The sequence below is a fragment of the Occallatibacter sp. genome (assembly GCF_035317045.1).
Lineage (GTDB): Bacteria > Acidobacteriota > Terriglobia > Terriglobales > Acidobacteriaceae > Telmatobacter.
In genome coordinates this window covers 290,208-308,875 of record NZ_DATHHT010000040.1, presented here as the reverse complement: position 1 = coordinate 308,875, position 18,668 = coordinate 290,208, and the positions used below count along the sequence as shown (strand labels likewise).

The following is an 18,668-nucleotide window of genomic DNA, read 5'->3' as shown; positions in this document are numbered from 1 at the left end:
TACACACGCTTTCAACAGAATTTAATCAGGGCAAGTTACTTTCTATGTTCATTCTGCCCGTTTTTCCTTTGTTACAAGATGGTTTACATGCGTAGTTTCGCTTCCTATTCCCTCTTTTCACGGGATGCCGCTCTCCGTACTCTTGCCCAAGCATTGAACGCAGTTTCAACCGGAAGTCTTCCGGTTTCTATAACGGCTTCAAACGACAATCTGACCGCAGTGAGGTTCTCGCCTTACGGATCGGTTGCTCGCGAAGTCGTCTGACGGGGTCGCGCTGTCTGATCGACGGTGCGTCGCTCAGGCGGCGTCGTGTGTGCCCATTCCCAACCGGAACCCAAGCCGCGGCCGACGGCCCCGGACCCAAACGAGCCTGCCCGAACAACGAACGGGCGACGCTGTTGTGCGCCTCGGAATCGGAATTGGCTCGAAAGAAAATTAACGAACAGGAACAGGAATTCAGAACATGCGCCCTAAGAAAGTAATACTTTGCGTTGACGATAACGAACAGGACCTCTCCGTCCTGAAGTTCATGCTGGTAACAAACGGCTACCGTGTACTCGCGGCCACCAACGGCCAGGAAGCGATCGCTCTCTTCGCTGACAACCAGGTAGACCTCGTTCTCTCGGACCACGCCATGCCGCAGATGAGCGGAGACCAGCTTGTCCTGAAACTGAAACAGATCGCCTCCCACGTCCCGATGGTGATTCTTGGCGATCCCCAGAAGATGAACGGCCAGATTCACGGGGCCGATGCCCTTCTGGCCAAGAAGACCTGCTCTCCGCAGGAATTGCTGGAGCGGGTGAAGATCATGAGCGCGCGCAAACGGGGGCCGCGCAAAGGGGTTTCGCGCCTGGTCGGCGCTGAACTGGCCGTCGCCTCCTGACCCGCAAATCAACAAGGGGCGGGCCCTGGACATGGTTACCTCTGCCGGATAGTAACCGCCGCGCAATCTCGTTGGTGTGGTTGCGGCGCTTCCCCGCCTCTTGACGATTTAATGGGCCGATGGGCATACTCGCCAACGGTGCCCAGACTGGTGTATGTTCTTCCCCACCAGCAGAAGCAGGCTTATATGGACCTCATTCTTGTACGTTTTCTTTTTGTTGCCTTACTCTCCGTCGTCTGTTATTTCCTTCATCCCTTCGGCGTAACAGGTTGGCCGGGAGCGGCTGGCGGCGCGCTGGCGGCGGTCGCCGTCATCGTTTTTGAACTCAGAGTGCGCGCGCTCAGCCTGCGGCGCCTTATCGGCGCGGTGGCCGGGAGCGTGCTGGGTATCTTTGGCGCAGCGCTGTTCTGCCTGGTGCTGCGATCCGCTCCGCTGAACTCGTCGACGTCGGCGGTGCTGCAGATCTTTGTTCTGCTGCTGATGACCTACGTGGGCCTGCTGGTCGGAGCCAACAAGGGGGATCTGCTGAACCCGGCAGCGCTGGGCACGCTGTTTGCCCACGATCGCCCAACACGGAAGAGCGCAAAGGTACTGGATACCAGCGTGATCATCGACGGCCGCATCGCAGATATTGCTGAAGCCGGATTTATCGATGGGATGATGGTGGTGCCGGAGTTTGTTTTGCGCGAGTTGCAGATTGTGGCCGACTCCACCGATGGTTCGAAGCGCCAGCGGGGCCGCCGCGGGCTCGACATGCTGCAGCGGATGCAGTCGAACACCAACATCCAGGTGCAGATTGTTCCCGATGACTTTCCGTCAATCCGCGAAGTCGATCTGAAACTGCTGGAACTCGCGAAGAAATGGGAAGCGAAGGTCGTGACCAACGACTTCAACTTGAACAAAGTGGCGCATCTGCATCGCGTCGAGGTTTTGAACATCAATGACCTAGCCAACGCGCTCAAGCCGGTTGTCCTGCCGGGCGAGAAGATGAATGTGCTGATCCTCAAAGAGGGCAAGGAATATAACCAGGGGGTTGGCTACCTGGACGACGGCACCATGGTGGTGGTGGATCACGCACGCAAGATGATCGGCCGTGCAGTGGAGATCTCCGTCACCAGCGTGCTGCAAACTGCCAGCGGCAAAATGATCTTTGGCAAGATGGACGAGAACGGCAAGCCTGCCGAGTCCAGCAAGGCTGGACCGGTGGAGTTGGCTCGGTAGAGATTCTCCGCTGTTGAAGACGAAGCGCCGGCCGTGTGCCGGCGTTTCCCATTGCGGCTCATGAAATCTGGCGGATCTCGCTGATCTGGATCACCGGCTCGATGTCGGTGTAGTTGGGGATGTCTCCCTGGAGCTGGCCCGCAACCGGTGTGAACGCCGCCGTGAATGCGTCCACCGAATCACAAGTAAATCCTACAATGGCAGCATACGGCGCAGGCTGGTTCGGGGCGCTTCCGGCTATGCCGATCTCGATGGAGATTTCCTTGACAGCCGTGCCGAGCAGCCTCGCGGACATCGGCATATGCACAGTCAGGTAGTAGTCAACGTCGAACCGGCTGCCCGGCTTGCTGGGGTAGAGAACACTTACTTTAATCATTGTCCTCTCGTATTGCTGCAAGGTCGAAGGTGATCAGTACTTCTGCACCTTCGGGTCAATTTCGTCGCTCCACGCGAGGATGCCGCCGGCCAAGTTCACGACCTGGGTGTAGCCAGACTGCTTGAGAAATTCCGCGATCTTTTGTGAACGTGCACCGGACCGGCATTGCACGACAATTTCGCGATCGCGAGGTATTTCGGAAAGCCGTTGAGGAATGTCGTTCTGCGGAATGAGCTTTCCGCCGATCTGCGCGATCTGGTACTCGTAGGGTTCGCGCACGTCGAGGAGGAATACGTCTTCGCCGCCATCGATGCGATGCTTGAGTTCCTTCACGCTTAATTGCGGAACGCCATTCTTCACTGCCTTCTCTTCTTTCGACTCTGGGACGATGCCGCAGAAGTGATCGTAGTCGATCAGCTCTTTGACCGTCGGGTTTTCGCCGCAGACCGGGCATTCGGGATTCTTACGTAGCTTGAGTTCGCGGAAACGCATGCTAAGCGCGTCGACCAGAAGCAAGCGACCGATGAGCGGGCTGCCCTTGCCGAGAATCAGTTTGATGACTTCGGTGGCTTGGATCACGCCAACCAGTCCGGGCAAAATACCGAGCACTCCGCCTTCCGCACAACTCGGCACCAATCCGGGGGGTGGCGGCTCAGGATAGAGGCAGCGATAGCAAGGCCCATCCTTGGTTGCAAACACGCTGGCTTGGCCTTCAAAGCGGAAGATCGATCCATAGGCGTTCGGCTTGCCCAGCAGAACGCAGGCATCGTTAACGAGGTAGCGGGTCGGGAAATTGTCGGTGCCGTCCGCAACGATGTCGTAATCCTTCAGGATATCCAACGCGTTGGCGCTCGACAGCATTGTGTCGTGCTTGACTACGTTGAGCGCAGGATTGAGCGCAATGAGCTTCTCTGCCGCAGAGTCGAGCTTCTTGCGACCGATATCTTTCGTGGAATGGATAATCTGCCGCTGGAGATTGCTCGCGTCCACCACATCAAAGTCAACCAGCCCCAGCGTACCGATGCCAGCAGCGGCCAGATATAACGCCAGGGGCGAACCGAGTCCGCCGGTGCCCACGCAGAGGACGCGCGCGGCTTTCAACTTGCGCTGGCCTTCCATGCCAACCTCGGGAAGGATCAGGTGGCGCGAATAGCGGGAGAGGTCGTCTGTCGTCAACTCAGGAAGAAGGGTCGGATCGGTAGCGGTAGCCATGGTATTTCGGTTCTCAGTCGTTTGAGGATTTGGAACGCAGTTTCGATTCGAAATGCCTGACAAAGCTGCGCATGCGGTGGAGGAGCGCCGCGTCCCCTTACAGGGTACCAAAGGAGAAGCGGCCCCGGCGTAACCGGAGCCGCATCAGCTAGTGTAGACCACGCAGTTTCAGCGCGATGCAGGCTTTGCAGCCGCTGCAGGTACGGGCTTTGCCACCGCAGCGGTAGCGGCCTTGGGAGCTGCTTCGGTCTTCGGCTTCCAGAAGGTAGCGTCCTGCTTGATCCAGTCCGCGCTCACGTAGCTTTGTTTTGGGTTGACTGCAAACAGTTCGGAGTGGGAAGTGTCGACCGCAGCACCAAAGAGCGCGTCGGCTTTGGCCATCCCTTCTTCGCCCCCGAGAGCTTCAAGGTACTTCTTTCTCCCCGTGAATGCGTCGTCAATCGACGACATGGTGGGATCGCCGGTGAGAGCAACGTAGGTGCCGGCTTCGCCTCCGAACATGAGGCTATACATGCCCCAATGAGCGCTGTCGCCAGCCTTTTCGTGCGCATCCTTGACCATCTTCACAAGCTCGTGCCATTCCCTCTCGTGTCCGGGACGAACATGGAAGGCGAAGATCTGATAGAAGTGGTGGGTTTGGATGTCGTTGTGAGGGTGGAAGCTGAGCTCTTCCTCGTAGGTGTAGACTCCCGAATCAACTTCCTCGAGAAGTTCGCCATCGGCGAGGCTTGCGCGCTCAACGTCTGCGGCAAGGGCGCCCTTGGCCTCAATATCGTTGTCCTTCTCCCACTCCGCAAAAGACGTATAACGCGTCATGTACAACGAGCGCGCTTTGCCGGACATAGAATTCATGCCGACGTAGTAAGCAGGGAATTTTGCTCGATTCATCGCGGTGATGAATGCGCTTTCGGTTTTGTCGTGGGCCGCGCCACCTTTGTAGGGCTTGGAGTATTCGCGGGTGATCTGAAGGACTCTCGGAACGGATGTGGATGCTGCGTCTTGCGCTGGGGCCAGCGAAGCACCGACAGCCGCAAGAGACAGCCCCAGTAGAACTGGAGTGAATTTCATGTGAACCTCCTCGACTTGCTCAGAGATCACTTGCGACGGGGGAAGAAATGGGACGGAACGCGGGTGCTCTGGGACGTGGGCGCATCCTAGTCCGGCGATGAGAGCTTTGTAAAGCACCGTGTTGGCTGAGGGGAGTTCCTGTCCGGCAGAAGATGCGGGAGCCCTTTATCGATCCTCTCGCCGACTCAATGGTCTCCTCCGTGAGCGGAGCAGCCCCGAGGGTTTCCGCGCAAAGTGTACGTGTGGATCACCAGGCTGGAATCGTCGATCACGGCGCTTGGCACCTCCTGCGCATCCTGGATCTCCGTGGCAATTTCGACTCCGTCCACTGCCTTTGACTTTGTGATCACGAAATCCTCTGTCACGTTTGCCGTACCCCCGCCGGGAAGCGCGATGGTCAGGCTCATAGTGCCCATGCCTTCAGCGTCGATGGAGTATGTTCCAGAGATGCCGATGTTGGCCACTGTTCTAGTGTTGTTGGGCCCGGGTTGATTGACGAAGGCAGCGCCGGTAATTTTCCCGTGCCCGTCCATCACTTCGAAACCAAGGGCTCGCGCTACGTTCGCGCCGTAGACAGCGACAGCGCCGTAGTTTCCGCAAAGACTGGCTGTCGAGTAGCGAACCGGCGCGCTGTTTTCATCGTGCTCTTGAGCCAAGAGAAACACCGGGAGCATGGCGAACAAAAGGGCCACCAACGCTGATTGATACATCTTCAGGAACGCACGCTTCATGAGATTCCTCCAAGGAGATGTTGCACCGGAACATTGGGAGAATTCGAACCAGCTAGAGAAGCAGGATACCGTCTGCCTCACGCCTTCGCAATCGATAGGGAAATTCCCCGGCGAACCTCCGTCTGTGGGCTTTTCGCGATGAGTGAATCGCACGACGCTGACGGCTCGATTGCCGAACAGCCTACCCCGGTGCGAGACTTGAAAGTAAGGGTAGAACCCGCGCTGATAAGCAGATCGAGATTAGTTATGTCGAAAAAGCCCGCCCGCCTCACCTTTGACCAGGCCCTACAATCGCTTCGCACGCATGGCTTCACGGTTTCCCCTTTCCAGGGGGCGCCGAGTGGTCAGTTGGTCAGCAAGTCAGGAGCCGCGGCCATATTGGTTCCGTCGCGCGATGAGCAGGGGGGACCGATCAGCTTCTTCGAGCGGCCGGGAATTCTAGTGCGGGGTGAAGTGGCGCGACTGCTTGACCGGGGCTACCAGAAGTTCATTAAGACTCACCAATATGAATTGCCGGCGACGGCCAGCCAGTTGCAAGCCATCCACACGTTCAGCGAGGAACTGACGAAGTTGATCGGCGGGGAGAGCCTCTACAACCAGTCGCTCGGCACTACGAGTGACCTGTATGAGTACGACCGTTTGCGCGGCCGCGAAGATGAGGCTCCAGCGCCGAAGCGGCCGTGGGAGTTGGCAAACGGCCATTAGAACTTGCCTCGCGGGCGGGCGAGGAGAGTTGCTGGCGTGGCAGATGATCATCAAGAAAGCGATAACCACCAGCGCTCATTGTTGCCAAGGGTGATTCCGTCTGAACGGCCACTGCCGGCTGCCAGCAATACGCGTCGTTTTGAGCGAAGACTCAGAGTCGATACCAGTGTTGTCGTTCACTTAATAGACCTGGCTGCCGATGTTCAGGGCCGAATCGTCGACATCAGCCTTGGCGGATGTCACATTCGCACGGATCGACGGTTTCCGGTTGGCATTTTTCGCCGTGTGGAGATTGAATTTCGTATTGAAAGCCTGCCATTTCGCCTTGGAGGGGTCACGCAAGCTCTCTATGACCCGATCAACATTGGTATTCGCTTTCTTGACGTGAGCGATCGCAAGCGAGAGCAACTGCTGCAGCTCATCGAGGAAATCGAGAAACCAGAACGCCCCTCGGACTAGCCGGGGATGTTGTTCTTCCGGTGTTTGGTTTGATGGGCACAGCAGGTGGGCCGTCTGCATTCAACGCCGTTTGTTTAGTCCGGCGCTCGGACGATGCGCATCAACTCGCCATGGTCCAGCCAGTTGAGACAACACGCGTCGCACCCGTCGATAACCACGCTGCCACCGCCGAGATAGAAGTGTGCCTCCATCGGCCGATGGCACTTCGGACAGTTGATCTTCCGCCGCAATTCTTCGGGAGCCGCTCTGGTCGGAGTCGCTACGGCATCGCCCTGCTTGGCTCGCAACTGCTCAATCAGATCGACGAAAACTTCCATCGGGATGAGCATGCCTCTGCACTTCCGGCAGGTCTGCAGCCTGACCCCGGTAAGCGTTGCGTTCCAAAGCAGATCGCCACAAATAGGGCACGAAAGCGCCGATTGTTCTTCGGTGAGGCGAACACCTTCATCGTCGGGATCTGCAATATGAATGTTCTTGCAGAACTCGCATTGCATGTAATCGCTGCCCGCTGCGAGGTGCATCGGTGCGCCGCAGGACGGACAATTCATTGAGACCTTCCGCACCCCGGGCAGAATTTCGCACCCTCGGGTATGGCCTTTCCGCAATCCATACAGTATCGGACAGTGCCAGCCGATGCGGGAGCAGGAGCACTCGCGATCGGCTTAATCGGAGTCATCACGGCCTGGGCCATTGCTGCACCCGCACCTATCCCCACCCCCATACCCGCGGTTCCGCCCGTATTGGCTGCGGCGAGTTCCAATGCCTGAGCCGCCTCAAATTGTGTGTAGCGTCCGATGTCTCCAGCCATACCCACTCCAATCCGTTGATCAATGATTTCCTGCAGGTCATCGGGCATCGAAATGCTTTCGACGACGAATTGAGTTAACTCGAGCCCAAGAGCCGCAAAGGTCGGCTTCATCTCTTCCGCGATTTTGGCCCCCAGAGTCGCCTGCTTGGCCGCCATATCAAGATATGCAACGTCGCTGTTGGCAAAGATGTCGGTCATGCGAGCGACGATGGTGTTGTGCAGTTGACCATCAAGCTGGCTGGCATAAAAAGTATCTCGAGTACCGCTGATTTGAGTGAAAAAGACACGCGGGTCAGAGATGCGATAGGAATAAATCCCATAGCCGCGCAGACGCACAGCGCCAAATTCCTTGTCGCGAATAGTGATGGGTGTGGCCGTGCCCCATTTCTGATCGAGCTGCAGCCGGGTAGAAAAGAAGTAAACATCCGACTTGAACGGTGACTCGAACTCCTTGTCCCAGTTCATTAGATCGGTGAGCACTGGAAGGTTTCGCGTGGTAAGCGTATGCAGGCCCGGTCCAAAGACGTCGGCAACTTTGCCTTCATCGACGAAGAGCGCCAGCTGAGACTCGCGAACAGTAAGCTGGCCGCCATTTTGAATCTCCATGTCCTGCATGGGATAGCGGTAGGCGAGCATACCATCTTCGGGCTCGTTCCACTGAATGACGTCGATGAACTGCTTGGCAAGGAATTGCTTGAGACTCACGTGCGCCTCCGGGTGTTCTTGGAAAGCAACTCTACCACGCGGTTTATTCAGAATTGGAGAAAAAGATGCGAATCTTCAATACCCGCCGTAATCTATAACTTCCTGCAATATCTGCAGATTGCGGTATCGCAAGCTGCGATTAGTTGGGGGTGCCGGCGGTATCAGTCGCCACGAACCTGCACTCCGGGCACTGGCAGTGGCGACGCAGATAGTCCCACGAATAAATGCCGCCGGAGTGGCCGTCAGACCAATTGAATTGAAGTGCATAGTGGCCGACGCCATGCGCACCGGCAGGCTTGGCGGGCGGCGTATACATCGGCAGCAGGGCTCCCGGCTTGGGTTTGGGCTGGCCGGCCTTCCGGCCCTGGGCATGCCGCTCGTCAACACACGTGGCGCAAGGGCAGGCATCGCGCAGCCATGCAAAGTTCCACGAACTCCTGTGGCCATCCTGCCAGTCGATCTCCAGACCGGTTCCCTCAGTGATTTTTACGCGCACCTTCGCGGGGGTAACGGCCACGCGGGAAAGGGGCCGATCTGACAGATTCTCCCGCGCCTGCTCTTCCTTGTTGAGGAAGCGAATGCCTTCGTGACTCATGGTTCTATTCTAGTTCGTAGTTCTAAGTTCGTAGTTCTTGGTTCTGGTTCGCAGTTGGCTGCCTAGGAGAAGTGGCTGAATTCGCTTGGGTTGGTGAGATGAAGACTTCGGTGCCAGACCCGAAGCGCCTTAGCGCATGTCCATCAATGCCGCCATTGTCTCAATGCCATTCCACAGGTTCTGGAGACGCAGATTTTCGTTGGCCGCGTGCTGGTTGTCGTCGTAGTTGGCAATCGGGACAGTGACCGTGCGGGTTTGCGCAGCGCGCTCCATGGCGCCGAGTGGAACGCTGCCTCCCATCGTGGGCAGAAGCACGACTTCTCCGCGGGCGCTGGATACGGACGCAGTCACTTCCCTGGCGATAGGTAATTCCATGGGAGTGCGCACCGCGTTGTAGCTGGCAGGATCGCAGACGATCTTTGCCACGCGAGGGTGCGAGGTCAGTTCCTGCTTCGAGGGATCGTGGTCGATCACGAAGTATCCACGCGCACGAACGTAGTCGATGACGCGCATCTGCTGAACTTTCCAGTCGTTACCGACAACGAGCCGAAGATCGAGATCCGCGACGGCTGTGGGCGGAATGACGTTGGCTGCGTGCGGACCGGTTTGCGCTGCCGAGAGTCCGTTGATGTTGAGCGACGGCTGATTGATAAGTTCGAGCAGATGTGCCCCGTTTCCATCGGTATGCCCGAGCCAGAATGCGTCCATGAGCATCTTGTCGTTGACTGGAGCGTGAGCGAGGGCTTCCTTCTCCGTCGCGGAGAGCGGAGCGATGCCATCGTAAAAATGCGGAATGAGGACGCGGCCGCCTTCGTCTTTCATCCCGGCGAGCAACTGCGCCAGCATCATGGCCGGATTCGGAGCCCAGTTGCCGTAGTGGCCGCTGTGCAGGCCGTGATGGGGGCCGTAGAGCGTGATCTCGAGATGCGCATCGCCGCGTGCGCCGAAGACTACGGTCTGTTGCCCGCTCTGATCGACCGGACCGTCGCAGACTAGCCAGATATCTCCATGCACGAGGTCGCGATTGGCTTCGAGGATCTGTTCGAGATGAGGCGATCCGGCCTCCTCTTCTCCCTCCCAGACAAAACGGATGTTGGCTCGGAAGGTGATACCGGAAGCCTTCAAAGCGTCGAGAGCGGTGAGTTGTGCAAAGATCGCCGCTTTGTCATCGCCCGCGGAACGCGCAAAGATGCGGGGCTCGCCGTCGATCGTGCGGATGGCTGGTTCAAAGGGCGGAATCGTCCACTCGGAAGGCGTGACGGGCTGGCCGTCGTAATGCGCGTAGAAAACGATGGTGTGTTCAGCTCCCGGCGTCATGATCTGGCCGAAGACCACCGGCGGAGACCCGGGCACTTTGAGCAGACGGGCATCGACTCCACGGCTTCGGAGCGCGTCGAGCAGAAAATTCGCGTTCTTTTCGAGATTCGCGGGGTCAACGGCGACGTTGGGGATGGAAAGAAACTCGCTGTATTGACGAACCAGTTCGGGTTGATGGGCAGCGGTGTAGCGCTTCGCCGCTTCGGGCGGCTCAATTTGAGCAGAGAGCGCCGCTCCGGCGCAAATCGATAAAAAGAGAAGGCAAAATGTTTGCCGCCTGGGCATGGGACAACTCTACAACGACGACCTCTGGCTTTGGCTCTCATCCCCTCCAGAAGAAGTACGCCGCCATGCCCAGCCCGATCATTACGACAGTTCCGCGCAGGATGGGTTGAGGAATCCTTCGCGCCAGACTCGCCGACGTGTATCCACCTATTGCGCAGGTGACCATGGCAAGCAGGCAGTAGCGCCAGACGACCTGGCCGTCGATCACGAACAGCACAAAGGCGACGCCGTTCGCCATCGTGGTCGAAACAACTTTGAGTGCGTTGATTACATTCAGGTCCTGATAGCCGAAGAGCGAAAGCAGCGTGATGATCAGAAATCCGGCGCCTGCCCCGAAGTAGCCGATGTAGAAGCAGACTGCAATCGTGCCGAGGAAGACAGCAACCATATGGGGCTGGTGCACTTCGCTCTGCGGAGCCTGGCTGCGACGGGACTTGCGATGCTCGAGCCAGCGCGAGACCGGTCCGCTGAGGGCAAAGATTACGGCCGCAATAAGCAGCAGCCACGGCACCAAGTGGAGGAAGGTCGTCTGCGGAGTATTGAGAAGAACGATCGCACCGACAGTTCCTCCGATCAGGCCGGCAATCGCCATGGGAATGGCGACTCTGAAATTCTTGCGAATGTCGTCGCGGTAGGCTGCAACGGATGTGAGCTGACCGGGCCAGAGCGCAACCGTGTTGGTGGCGTTGGCCTGAACCGGCAGCATCTTCATGCTCAGCATCGCCGGAAATAAGAGAAACGATCCCCCTCCGGCCACGGCATTCAACACACCGGCCAGAAAGGCCGCCACGGTGAGCCAAAGCCAATGCCAATCCATGTACGGGGGCAGTGCGGAGATGACAATCATCTACGTTCGATTTTAGAAGGCCGTTTTGCCTAAAGGATTAGGCTTGATTTCCGCAAGCTGGGAGGGTGGATTTCCAGTGGGTTTGGGATCGGAAAAATGCGAAATATCCAGACGACACTTTCGGAGATCCTCTCATCCCTGGGACTGGAAGGCCGACCAGGCGGGCCCGGTCAGACGGGGACTCTGGTGGCCTTTCCGGAGCAAATCCGGCGGATGTTGGGGCTGATTTCGATCCTATATTGTTTATTTACATACGCTTAGTGCTTTCGATATATATTAGCATAATACACTCATATTTTATGAATCTCTTGTGCTACAGTTTCATCAGATTGAGGTGGATGGTTGGGCCCGCAATTGCCCACCCTCAATCTCAAAAAAAAGTTGGAGGATACACAATCATGGCAATCATCCGTTGGGATCCCTTTCGTGAAGTTGTTGCGCTGCAGAATCGCGTGAACTCGCTTTTCCGCGAAATGAACGAAGGCGGTGACCCCTTAACAACTGCCAGCTTTGTGCCAGCCGTCGATATCTATGAAGACGCCAGCAAGGTTGTTTTGAAACTCGAAGTTCCGGGGATGGAAGAGAAAGACCTGGACGTCCGTGTGGAGAACAACACGCTGACCGTGAAAGGCGAGCGCAAGTTCGAAAAGGACGAGAAGGAAGAGAACTTTCATCGGATTGAGCGCCGTTACGGCAGCTTCTATCGCGCCTTTACCCTTCCCTCTACGGTGGATACAGCGAACGTGCAGGCCAGCTACAACTCTGGCGTTCTGAAGCTGGAACTGAGCAAGAAGCCCGAGGCCCAGCCGAAGCAGATCAAGGTGAATGTGGGCGGCCAGAGCAGGGTCGAGAGCAAGAAGGAAGAGCGCGAACTGGTGGGCGCACGGCAGGAACAAGCCAGTTATCGGTGATCAGTTGTCAGTTGTCAGTCTCCGGGCCGATGATCAATTCATTGGTTGAACTGGAGACTCGGCGGCTGACAACTTTCTTTGTATCTCCAAAACCAGGACACGGATCGAGCTGATAGCAAGGCAAACTGAAAACTGAGGACTACATCATGGCTATTCGTTGGGAAAAATTGACCGTAAAGTCGCAAGAAGCGATGCAGCAGGCGCAGGGGCGTGCGACGGAGTTCGGGAACCCCGAGATCCAACCGGTACATCTGCTGCTGGCGCTCATTGAGGACCGTGAGGGTGTGATCCCGGCGGTGCTCGAGAAGATCGGTGTCCCTACGGAGCGGCTGGAAAGCAGTCTGCATCAGATTGAGGAGAAACTTCCCCGGGTGCAGGGTAGTTCCGCACAGCCCGGACCGGGCACCGCGCTGACCAAGGTGCTTGACCAGGCATTCCGTGAAGCCGCGAACTTCAAGGACGAGTACATCTCGACCGAACACCTGCTGCTGGGAGTAGCGCATCAGAAGGGCGATGCCGCACGCGATGCGCTGATCGCAGTTGGCGCCACGCACGAGGCTATTTTGCAGGCACTTACGGCCGTACGCGGATCGCAGCGCGTGACTGATCAAAGTCCCGAGGGCAAGTTCCAGGCACTTGAAAAATATGCCAAGGACCTGACGGAGCTGGCGAGGCGCGGCAAGCTCGATCCGGTGATCGGTCGTGACGAGGAAATCCGCCGGGTGATCCAGGTATTGAGCCGGCGCACAAAGAATAATCCAGTGCTGATCGGCGAGCCAGGCGTGGGCAAAACCGCCATCGTCGAAGGGCTTGCGCGGCGCATTGTCTCCGGCGATGTTCCCGAGAGCTTGCGCGACAAGCGCGTTATTTCCCTCGACCTGGGATCGATGCTGGCAGGCGCGAAGTATCGCGGCGAATTTGAAGACCGGCTGAAGGCAGTGCTGAAGGAAATCGAAGAGTCGAACGGACAGATTGTGCTGTTCATCGACGAGTTGCATACACTGGTGGGTGCTGGCGCAGCTGAAGGCGCAATTGATGCGAGCAATATGCTGAAGCCGGCGCTGGCGCGCGGCGAACTGCGGGCTATTGGCGCAACCACGCTGAATGAGTACCGCAAATACATCGAGAAGGATGCGGCGCTGGAGCGGCGTTTTCAGATCGTGTATGTCGGCGAGCCGAACGTCGAAGACACGATCGCGATTCTGCGCGGATTGAAGGACCGGTATGAGGCGCACCATAACGTGCGCATCAAGGACTCGGCAATTGTGGCAGCAGCTACGCTGTCGCATCGCTACATCAGCGACCGCTTTCTGCCGGACAAGGCCATCGATCTCGTGGACGAGGCCGCGGCTTCTCTGGCGATCCAGATCGGCTCGGTGCCAACGGAGATTGATCAGCTCGAGCGGCAGGCGACTTCGCTTGAAATCGAGAAGGCTGCGTTGAAGCGTGAGACCGACGCGAACAGCCGCGGCCGGCGTGAAGAGGTTGAGCGCGAACTGGCAACACTGAAGGAGCAGACGACCGCTCTGCGTGCTCGCTGGACAATGGAGCGGGATGCCATCAGCCGGATCAGTGATTTGAAGAAGAAGATTGAGGCGCTGCGCTTCGAAGCAGAGGAGCAGACGCGCAAAGGTCAGCTCGATCGGGCAGCGCAAATCCAGTATGGTGAGCTGCCCAAGTTGGAAGCTGAATTGAAGCAGCTGAATGCGCTGCAGGATGGCACCTCAAGCGTTGCACGGATGCTGAAGGAAGAAGTCGACGAAGAGGACATCGCCAAGATTGTGAGCAAGTGGACCGGGATCCCCGTTTCGAAGATGCTTGAGGGCGAAGTAAACAAGCTCATCCACATGGAAGAGCGGCTTCGCGAGCGCGTCATCGGACAGGATCTGGCGCTAAGCGTAGTGGCGAACGCGATTCGGCGTTCTCGTGCAGGGTTGAGCGATCCTAAGCGGCCGATCGGTTCGTTCATTTTCCTTGGGCCTACAGGTGTGGGAAAGACGGAGACGGCGCGCGCTTTGGCGGAGTTTCTCTTTGACGATGAGCAGTCGATGGTCCGCATCGATATGAGCGAGTACATGGAGAAGCATGCGGTGGCGCGGTTGATCGGAGCTCCTCCAGGATATGTGGGCTACGACGAGGGCGGCCAGTTGACTGAGGCAGTACGGCGCAGACCATATGCTGTCATCTTGTTCGACGAAATCGAGAAAGCGCATCCGGATGTGTTCAACGTGTTACTGCAGATCATGGATGATGGGCGATTGACGGACGCGAAGGGGCGCACGGTGAACTTCAAGAACACGGTATTGATCATGACATCGAACCTCGGCGCTGGCTTCCTCGCAACGGAGGCACTGAAGACCGAACACGACTTTGACATGGCGCGTGAGAGCGTGATGCGTGTGCTACGCGAGCATTTCAGGCCGGAGTTTCTGAATCGCGTGGACGACATGGTGATCTTCCGTCCGCTCGGTCATGCGCAACTTGAGGCCATTCTCGAACTGCGGTTGGCCGAAGTTGGAAAGTTGCTGGAAGACCGGCAGATTTCGCTGGAGCTGACGCCGTCAGCACGTGAGTTGGTTCTCGCATCCGGATCCGATGTCGCTTATGGTGCACGGCCGTTGAAGCGCGCACTTCAGCGGATGGTGCAGGATCCGCTGGCCATCAAAATTCTGAATGGCGAAATTCTGCATGGGGCGCACGTGCGGATTGACGTGAATCGGAAATCGAACGAGCTGCACTTTGAGCCGATGGGGCGCGAGGCGATGGCCTAAGGCAGTGAAAAGTGGTCAGTGAACAAGCGATCGGGCTCTGCGAAAGCAGAGCCCGATTTGTTTGCGGCGATCTCTGTAGATTCGAATTCGTCGTCTTGCTATTTGCCTAGAGCGGATTCGATGGCGGACTGAACTTCTTGGGAATCGGGAGTGACTGCAGGCTCAAACCGGGCCACTGGATTGCCGTTGCGGTCGAAGAGGAACTTGGTGAAATTCCACTTAATGTCGCCGCCGAACTTCGGATCGGCGGACTTGTCGGTGAGATAGCGGTAAAGCGGAGCTTTATCGTCACCGAGCACCGAGACCTTGGCCATCATGGGGAAGGTCACGTTGTACTTGCGTGAGCAGAAGGTCTTGATCTCCTCGTTGGTTCCGGGCTCCTGCTGGGCGAAGTTGTTCGCGGGCACACCCACGATCACCAGGCCGCGATCTTTGTATTTTTCGTAGAGCGCCTCGAGGCCTGCATATTGCGGCGTGAATCCGCATTTGCTGGCCACGTTCACGAGCAAAACAACTTTGCCCTTGTAGCTGTTGAGGCTGACTGGCCTGCCATCGATTGAGTTGATCGTGAAGTCGTAGATGCTACCTGCAGTTGCTGCGAACATTGCGGTTGTAGCCAGAAACACCATCAAAGCCAATATAGGTTTGCGCACGGAAATCCTCCTTAAAGCCGGGGCTGAAGTCGATGATAAGGGGCCGGCCCCGGTTGATTGTCAACAGAATGTCAATGGAAAACGCTATGGCTCTGGCGGCCGTGCTGCGTGCGGCAACAGGCCACGATCGACGAGCACGGGTGGGCGACGGTGATGCGTCTTGAGTTCGTAGTCGTAGGCCCAGCTGATCAGGTCGCCGTCGTGCCACTTTCGGGTGCTGATCTCAATGCCGAAGGGGAGGCCGGTGTCGTAGAAACCGGCCGGGATGCTGATGGCGGGGACGCCAAGCATGTTGACCCAGCCGGTGGCGGAGTGCGGGCCACCACTCAGTTGGCCGTCCTGCGGCATGGTTTCATCGGGCGGCGGCATTTGTGCGGCGGGATAGACAAAGCCATCGAGATGCAGGCGGTCGAGCTCTTTCTCGTACATCTCCAGCACTCGGCGTCGTGGGCCCAGCAGCGTAGCCTCAGCATCGGAATCGCTTTCAAGGGTCGCCTGCTGGATGTTTGGCAGACTGGACATGCCGGTCTGGCCTCCGCCGATGATGGTTGCGGGGAGCGGCTTACCGGTGGACTTCTCGTACTCGTCCGCAGAGTGATATTGCGCGGGTCCGAAGAGAGTGAGAAATTTGTTAGTGCCTTCGCGGATGTAGGGCAACGTGCAGATGTGAGTGGCCTCGTCGGCGAAGCTGTCAGGCAGGATGTTGGGATCGACGAGTACGGTGGCGCCTGCGGCGCGCAATTCTTCGACCGCCTTCATGAACATGGCGCGGGTTTCAGGTTTCGGCGGCAGGAAAGAATCTTTTTGGGATTGAGCGAGTTGATCGGGCGTGGCGTTTGGGCAGACTCCCTGGAATGCCGGCGAATCGCCGTCGAGAATGAAGGCCGGAACTGCGAAGCGTTTTCCGTTGAGAGCGCCGGGCTTGAGGTATTGCGTGTAGGGGCCGGGTTGGGCTTTTGCTTGCGAGTCGGTGGTCACGGGATCGAGCGGGTCTGCGCCGACCATCACGGTAAGTGCGATGGCCGCGTCGGCTACGTCGCGCGCGATGGGTCCGGTGTTGTCGAGCTGCCAATCAAGCGGAGCAATGCCGGCTATGCTGACCAGGCCGCGCGTGGGAAAGATACCGACGAGATTGCTGGTGGCGACGGGCATGCGGATGGAGTTGCCGGTATCGGTTCCGTTGCCGAGCACTGCGAAGTTCGACGTGACCGAAGTGACGGTGCCTCCCGATGAACCACCGGGCGAGAAGCGCACGTCGTAGGCGTTGCCCGTTCTGCCGAACGCAGTGGATCGGTTGGTATCGCTGGCGGCAAAGTCGGGCATGTTGGTAACGCCGATGATGATGGCGCCCGCTGCCTGCAGCTTTGTGACGATCGTCGCATCGCGCGGGGCGACTAGTTCGTGGCCGGGAATCATGTAGCCGCGATAGCCGTCGGTTGTAACGAGGCCCTTGATGCTGGTGTTGGCTTTGGTCACGATGGGTACGCCCCATAGAAGGCCTGGTTTGAAGCCCGGCTGCTTGGATTCGGCGTCTTCGCGTGCAGCTTCAGTGAGTGCTGCTGCTGTGTTCGCCGTTTGTACGGCGCGATAGATGCCGTTGTAGCGGGCGATGCGATCGAGGTGCCACTGCACAACTTGCGTGACCGTATAGCGGTGTTCGCGGTAGAGCTGGTGCAGGCGATCGACCGTGACCTCCATCAGGTCGCGATCCATTTGAGCGCGCAGGGATGGGCCTGAACTGCTCTTGGCAATTGCGGGCAAAGCGATCACGAGAAGGAGCAGGAAGCTGCGCATGTTGGCACGATAGCAGGCGCAGTGGTCGGAGTTCAGCGTTTTGGGTTGGAGCGTCTTTCTTGCATGCGTAGCACGCTGAATGGAATGACGGGGTTGAGAGGCGGCGCGCTTGACAATATTCGCGGGTCGTTCAGCGTTCGCCGGGCATCTATCTATCGGGTGCGCATGAAGATGGAGATTCCGTTCTGGATGAAGAAGCTTGGGCAACTCTGGCGGCTGGTGCGTGAGAGCCACGCAAAACCCCTCGCCGGAGAAGCGGCGAAGCCACCTGAGGTTCGATCGGGCGAGACGGCAATCACGTTTATCGGGCACTCCTCTTTTCTTATTCAAACAGCGGGCCGCGCCCTGCTGATCGATCCTGTGTTTGCAACGCGGCTGATTGTTTTGCGCCGCCAGCGGCGGGCTGGATTGCGGGTTGCGGATCTGCCGCCGATCGATGCGGTGCTGCTAACGCATGCGCACATGGATCACCTGAATCGCCCTTCACTGAGAGCGATTACGCGGGAGATGCGGAGGCGCGGACTGGCTGCTCCGGTGGCGATCGTGCCAGGGGGCGTTGAAGACCTGGTGGCGGATCTCGGATTTGCGCGCGTCGAATCGCTGACGTGGTGGCAATCGACGCAGTTCGAAAATACTCCGCGCGCGGAGGGTGAGAGAGGGCGCCTGATTCCGATTGAACTGGGCGAGAGCCCGAAGCAGCTGGTGGGGCAGGATGGCATCACTATCACGGCGACGCCTGCGCGGCACTGGGGAGCACGGATGTTCAAGGACACGCATCGCGGATTCGGAGGGTACGTGATCGAATCGGCGAGCGGGCCGACGATCTATCACTCGGGGGACACGGCGTATTTCGGCGGGTTTGCAGAGATCGGGCGTCGCTTGCAGCCCGAGATTGCACTGCTGCCGATTGGCGCGTATTTTCCGGACAGCTATCGCGCGGTGCATACGAGCCCGGAGGAGGCGCTGCAGGGTTTTCTGGATCTCAAGAGCGAGGTCATGATTCCGATGCATTACGGGACGTTTCGGCTGGGGCGCGAGCCAATGGAGGAACCGTTGCCGCGGTTGATGCGGGCGGCGGAATGCGCTTGGGTTTCTGATCGCGTGACGGCGCTGGGCGAGGGGCAGAGTTGGCTGGAAAAGGAACCGGCAGTTGAGGCAGCGGGGGCGGATTAAGGGCCGCGCTCTCGTACGATATTTCCGGTGCGGACTTTTTTCATTCAGCTGGCTTGGGGTGAGTTTGCGGATTCGGGTAGCGCACGAAAGCAACCGCAGGTTCCTCCACTCCCTTTGGTCGGTTGGAATGACAACGTGTGGTGATGACGGCGCA

General features: G+C 58.1%; 18 protein-coding genes. 7 read left to right on the top strand and 11 right to left on the bottom strand.

All coding sequences use genetic code 11. The annotated features are described in order from the left end of the window. Window positions 1–463 precede the first annotated feature (463 nt). Together VK574_RS20555 and VK574_RS20550 are read left to right on the top strand one after the other, a co-directional pair. Window positions 464–883, top strand: coding sequence for a response regulator (locus VK574_RS20555; RefSeq protein ID WP_472801746.1), 420 nt, complete (start codon window positions 464–466; stop codon window positions 881–883). Between the two features lie 111 nt (window positions 884–994). Further along, window positions 995–2,104 carry a PIN/TRAM domain-containing protein gene (locus tag VK574_RS20550; protein ID WP_472801745.1) on the top strand — a complete coding sequence of 370 codons (1,110 nt, stop codon included), beginning with the start codon at window positions 995–997 and terminating at the stop codon, window positions 2,102–2,104. 58 nt (window positions 2,105–2,162) lie between these two features. On the opposite strand, the gene VK574_RS20545 is transcribed toward VK574_RS20550, so the two are convergent. The 4 genes from VK574_RS20545 to VK574_RS20530 form a co-directional block, all read right to left on the bottom strand. Beyond that, window positions 2,163–2,480 carry an EthD family reductase gene (locus VK574_RS20545; protein WP_472801744.1) on the bottom strand — a complete coding sequence of 106 codons (318 nt, stop codon included), beginning with the start codon at window positions 2,478–2,480 and terminating at the stop codon, window positions 2,163–2,165. 33 nt (window positions 2,481–2,513) lie between these two features. After that, window positions 2,514–3,692: a molybdopterin-synthase adenylyltransferase MoeB gene (gene moeB, locus VK574_RS20540; RefSeq protein ID WP_472801743.1), complete on the bottom strand. Its 1,179-nt coding sequence runs from the start codon at window positions 3,690–3,692 to the stop codon at window positions 2,514–2,516. A 168-nt stretch (window positions 3,693–3,860) separates the two neighbouring features. After that, entirely contained in the window at window positions 3,861–4,760 is a 900-nt protein-coding gene (locus tag VK574_RS20535; RefSeq protein WP_472801742.1) for a hypothetical protein, read from the bottom strand. A 185-nt stretch (window positions 4,761–4,945) separates the two neighbouring features. After that, window positions 4,946–5,491 (bottom strand): hypothetical protein, encoded by a 546-nt coding sequence (locus VK574_RS20530; RefSeq protein WP_472801741.1) that lies wholly within the window; start codon window positions 5,489–5,491, stop codon window positions 4,946–4,948. Between the two features lie 246 nt (window positions 5,492–5,737). Between VK574_RS20530 and VK574_RS20525 the strand changes: the two genes are divergently transcribed. Together VK574_RS20525 and VK574_RS20520 are read left to right on the top strand one after the other, a co-directional pair. After that, window positions 5,738–6,196, top strand: a complete 459-nt coding sequence (locus tag VK574_RS20525; RefSeq protein WP_472801740.1) for a hypothetical protein — start codon at window positions 5,738–5,740, stop codon at window positions 6,194–6,196. A 36-nt stretch (window positions 6,197–6,232) separates the two neighbouring features. Then, window positions 6,233–6,655, top strand: a complete 423-nt coding sequence (locus VK574_RS20520) for a PilZ domain-containing protein (protein WP_472801739.1) — start codon at window positions 6,233–6,235, stop codon at window positions 6,653–6,655. A gap of 74 nt (window positions 6,656–6,729) precedes the next feature. Here the strand turns inward: VK574_RS20520 and VK574_RS20515 are convergent, their stop codons facing one another. The 5 genes from VK574_RS20515 to VK574_RS20495 form a co-directional block, all read right to left on the bottom strand. Beyond that, entirely contained in the window at window positions 6,730–7,203 is a 474-nt protein-coding gene (locus VK574_RS20515) for a zf-TFIIB domain-containing protein (RefSeq protein ID WP_472801738.1), read from the bottom strand. Then, complete coding sequence (locus VK574_RS20510; RefSeq protein WP_472801737.1) at window positions 7,200–8,168, bottom strand: SPFH domain-containing protein; 969 nt, start codon at window positions 8,166–8,168, stop codon at window positions 7,200–7,202. The genes VK574_RS20515 and VK574_RS20510 overlap by 4 nt, the downstream gene beginning before the upstream one ends. A gap of 139 nt (window positions 8,169–8,307) precedes the next feature. After that, the gene (locus VK574_RS20505) at window positions 8,308–8,763 is read right to left on the bottom strand and encodes a gamma-butyrobetaine hydroxylase-like domain-containing protein (protein ID WP_472801736.1); all 456 of its coding nucleotides are present in this window, start codon (window positions 8,761–8,763) and stop codon (window positions 8,308–8,310) included. A 129-nt stretch (window positions 8,764–8,892) separates the two neighbouring features. Then, window positions 8,893–10,365 (bottom strand): M20/M25/M40 family metallo-hydrolase, encoded by a 1,473-nt coding sequence (locus VK574_RS20500; RefSeq protein ID WP_472801735.1) that lies wholly within the window; start codon window positions 10,363–10,365, stop codon window positions 8,893–8,895. Window positions 10,366–10,402: 37 nt separating this feature from the next. Then, complete coding sequence (locus VK574_RS20495; RefSeq protein WP_472801734.1) at window positions 10,403–11,212, bottom strand: sulfite exporter TauE/SafE family protein; 810 nt, start codon at window positions 11,210–11,212, stop codon at window positions 10,403–10,405. Window positions 11,213–11,610: 398 nt separating this feature from the next. Between VK574_RS20495 and VK574_RS20490 the strand changes: the two genes are divergently transcribed. Together VK574_RS20490 and clpB are read left to right on the top strand one after the other, a co-directional pair. Next, on the top strand, window positions 11,611–12,123 hold the full coding sequence (locus tag VK574_RS20490; RefSeq protein WP_472801733.1) for an Hsp20/alpha crystallin family protein: 513 nt from the start codon (window positions 11,611–11,613) through the stop codon (window positions 12,121–12,123). Window positions 12,124–12,269: 146 nt separating this feature from the next. Continuing rightward, window positions 12,270–14,894, top strand: coding sequence for an ATP-dependent chaperone ClpB (gene clpB, locus VK574_RS20485; protein WP_472801732.1), 2,625 nt, complete (start codon window positions 12,270–12,272; stop codon window positions 14,892–14,894). Window positions 14,895–14,992: 98 nt separating this feature from the next. On the opposite strand, the gene VK574_RS20480 is transcribed toward clpB, so the two are convergent. Then, the gene (locus VK574_RS20480) at window positions 14,993–15,547 is read right to left on the bottom strand and encodes a glutathione peroxidase (RefSeq protein ID WP_472801731.1); all 555 of its coding nucleotides are present in this window, start codon (window positions 15,545–15,547) and stop codon (window positions 14,993–14,995) included. 84 nt (window positions 15,548–15,631) lie between these two features. Next, window positions 15,632–17,341, bottom strand: a complete 1,710-nt coding sequence (locus tag VK574_RS20475; RefSeq protein ID WP_472801730.1) for an amidase — start codon at window positions 17,339–17,341, stop codon at window positions 15,632–15,634. A gap of 63 nt (window positions 17,342–17,404) precedes the next feature. Between VK574_RS20475 and VK574_RS20470 the strand changes: the two genes are divergently transcribed. Beyond that, window positions 17,405–18,514: an MBL fold metallo-hydrolase gene (locus VK574_RS20470; RefSeq protein WP_472801729.1), complete on the top strand. Its 1,110-nt coding sequence runs from the start codon at window positions 17,405–17,407 to the stop codon at window positions 18,512–18,514. The last annotated feature ends 154 nt before the right edge of the window (window positions 18,515–18,668 follow it).

Coding starts and splice junctions, on each gene's coding strand:
- clpB (WP_472801732.1), top strand. CDS start 12,270: ATGGCTATTCGTTGGGAAAAATTGACCGTAAAGTCGCAAGAAGCGATG.
- VK574_RS20555 (WP_472801746.1), top strand. CDS start 464: ATGCGCCCTAAGAAAGTAATACTTTGCGTTGACGATAACGAACAGGAC.
- VK574_RS20475 (WP_472801730.1), bottom strand. CDS start 17,341: ATGCGCAGCTTCCTGCTCCTTCTCGTGATCGCTTTGCCCGCAATTGCC.
- moeB (WP_472801743.1), bottom strand. CDS start 3,692: ATGGCTACCGCTACCGATCCGACCCTTCTTCCTGAGTTGACGACAGAC.
- VK574_RS20530 (WP_472801741.1), bottom strand. CDS start 5,491: ATGAAGCGTGCGTTCCTGAAGATGTATCAATCAGCGTTGGTGGCCCTT.
- VK574_RS20550 (WP_472801745.1), top strand. CDS start 995: ATGGGCCGATGGGCATACTCGCCAACGGTGCCCAGACTGGTGTATGTT.
- VK574_RS20470 (WP_472801729.1), top strand. CDS start 17,405: ATGCGTAGCACGCTGAATGGAATGACGGGGTTGAGAGGCGGCGCGCTT.
- VK574_RS20505 (WP_472801736.1), bottom strand. CDS start 8,763: ATGAGTCACGAAGGCATTCGCTTCCTCAACAAGGAAGAGCAGGCGCGG.
- VK574_RS20495 (WP_472801734.1), bottom strand. CDS start 11,212: ATGATTGTCATCTCCGCACTGCCCCCGTACATGGATTGGCATTGGCTT.
- VK574_RS20545 (WP_472801744.1), bottom strand. CDS start 2,480: ATGATTAAAGTAAGTGTTCTCTACCCCAGCAAGCCGGGCAGCCGGTTC.
- VK574_RS20535 (WP_472801742.1), bottom strand. CDS start 4,760: ATGAAATTCACTCCAGTTCTACTGGGGCTGTCTCTTGCGGCTGTCGGT.
- VK574_RS20525 (WP_472801740.1), top strand. CDS start 5,738: ATGTCGAAAAAGCCCGCCCGCCTCACCTTTGACCAGGCCCTACAATCG.
- VK574_RS20490 (WP_472801733.1), top strand. CDS start 11,611: ATGGCAATCATCCGTTGGGATCCCTTTCGTGAAGTTGTTGCGCTGCAG.
- VK574_RS20500 (WP_472801735.1), bottom strand. CDS start 10,365: ATGCCCAGGCGGCAAACATTTTGCCTTCTCTTTTTATCGATTTGCGCC.
- VK574_RS20515 (WP_472801738.1), bottom strand. CDS start 7,203: ATGAATTGTCCGTCCTGCGGCGCACCGATGCACCTCGCAGCGGGCAGC.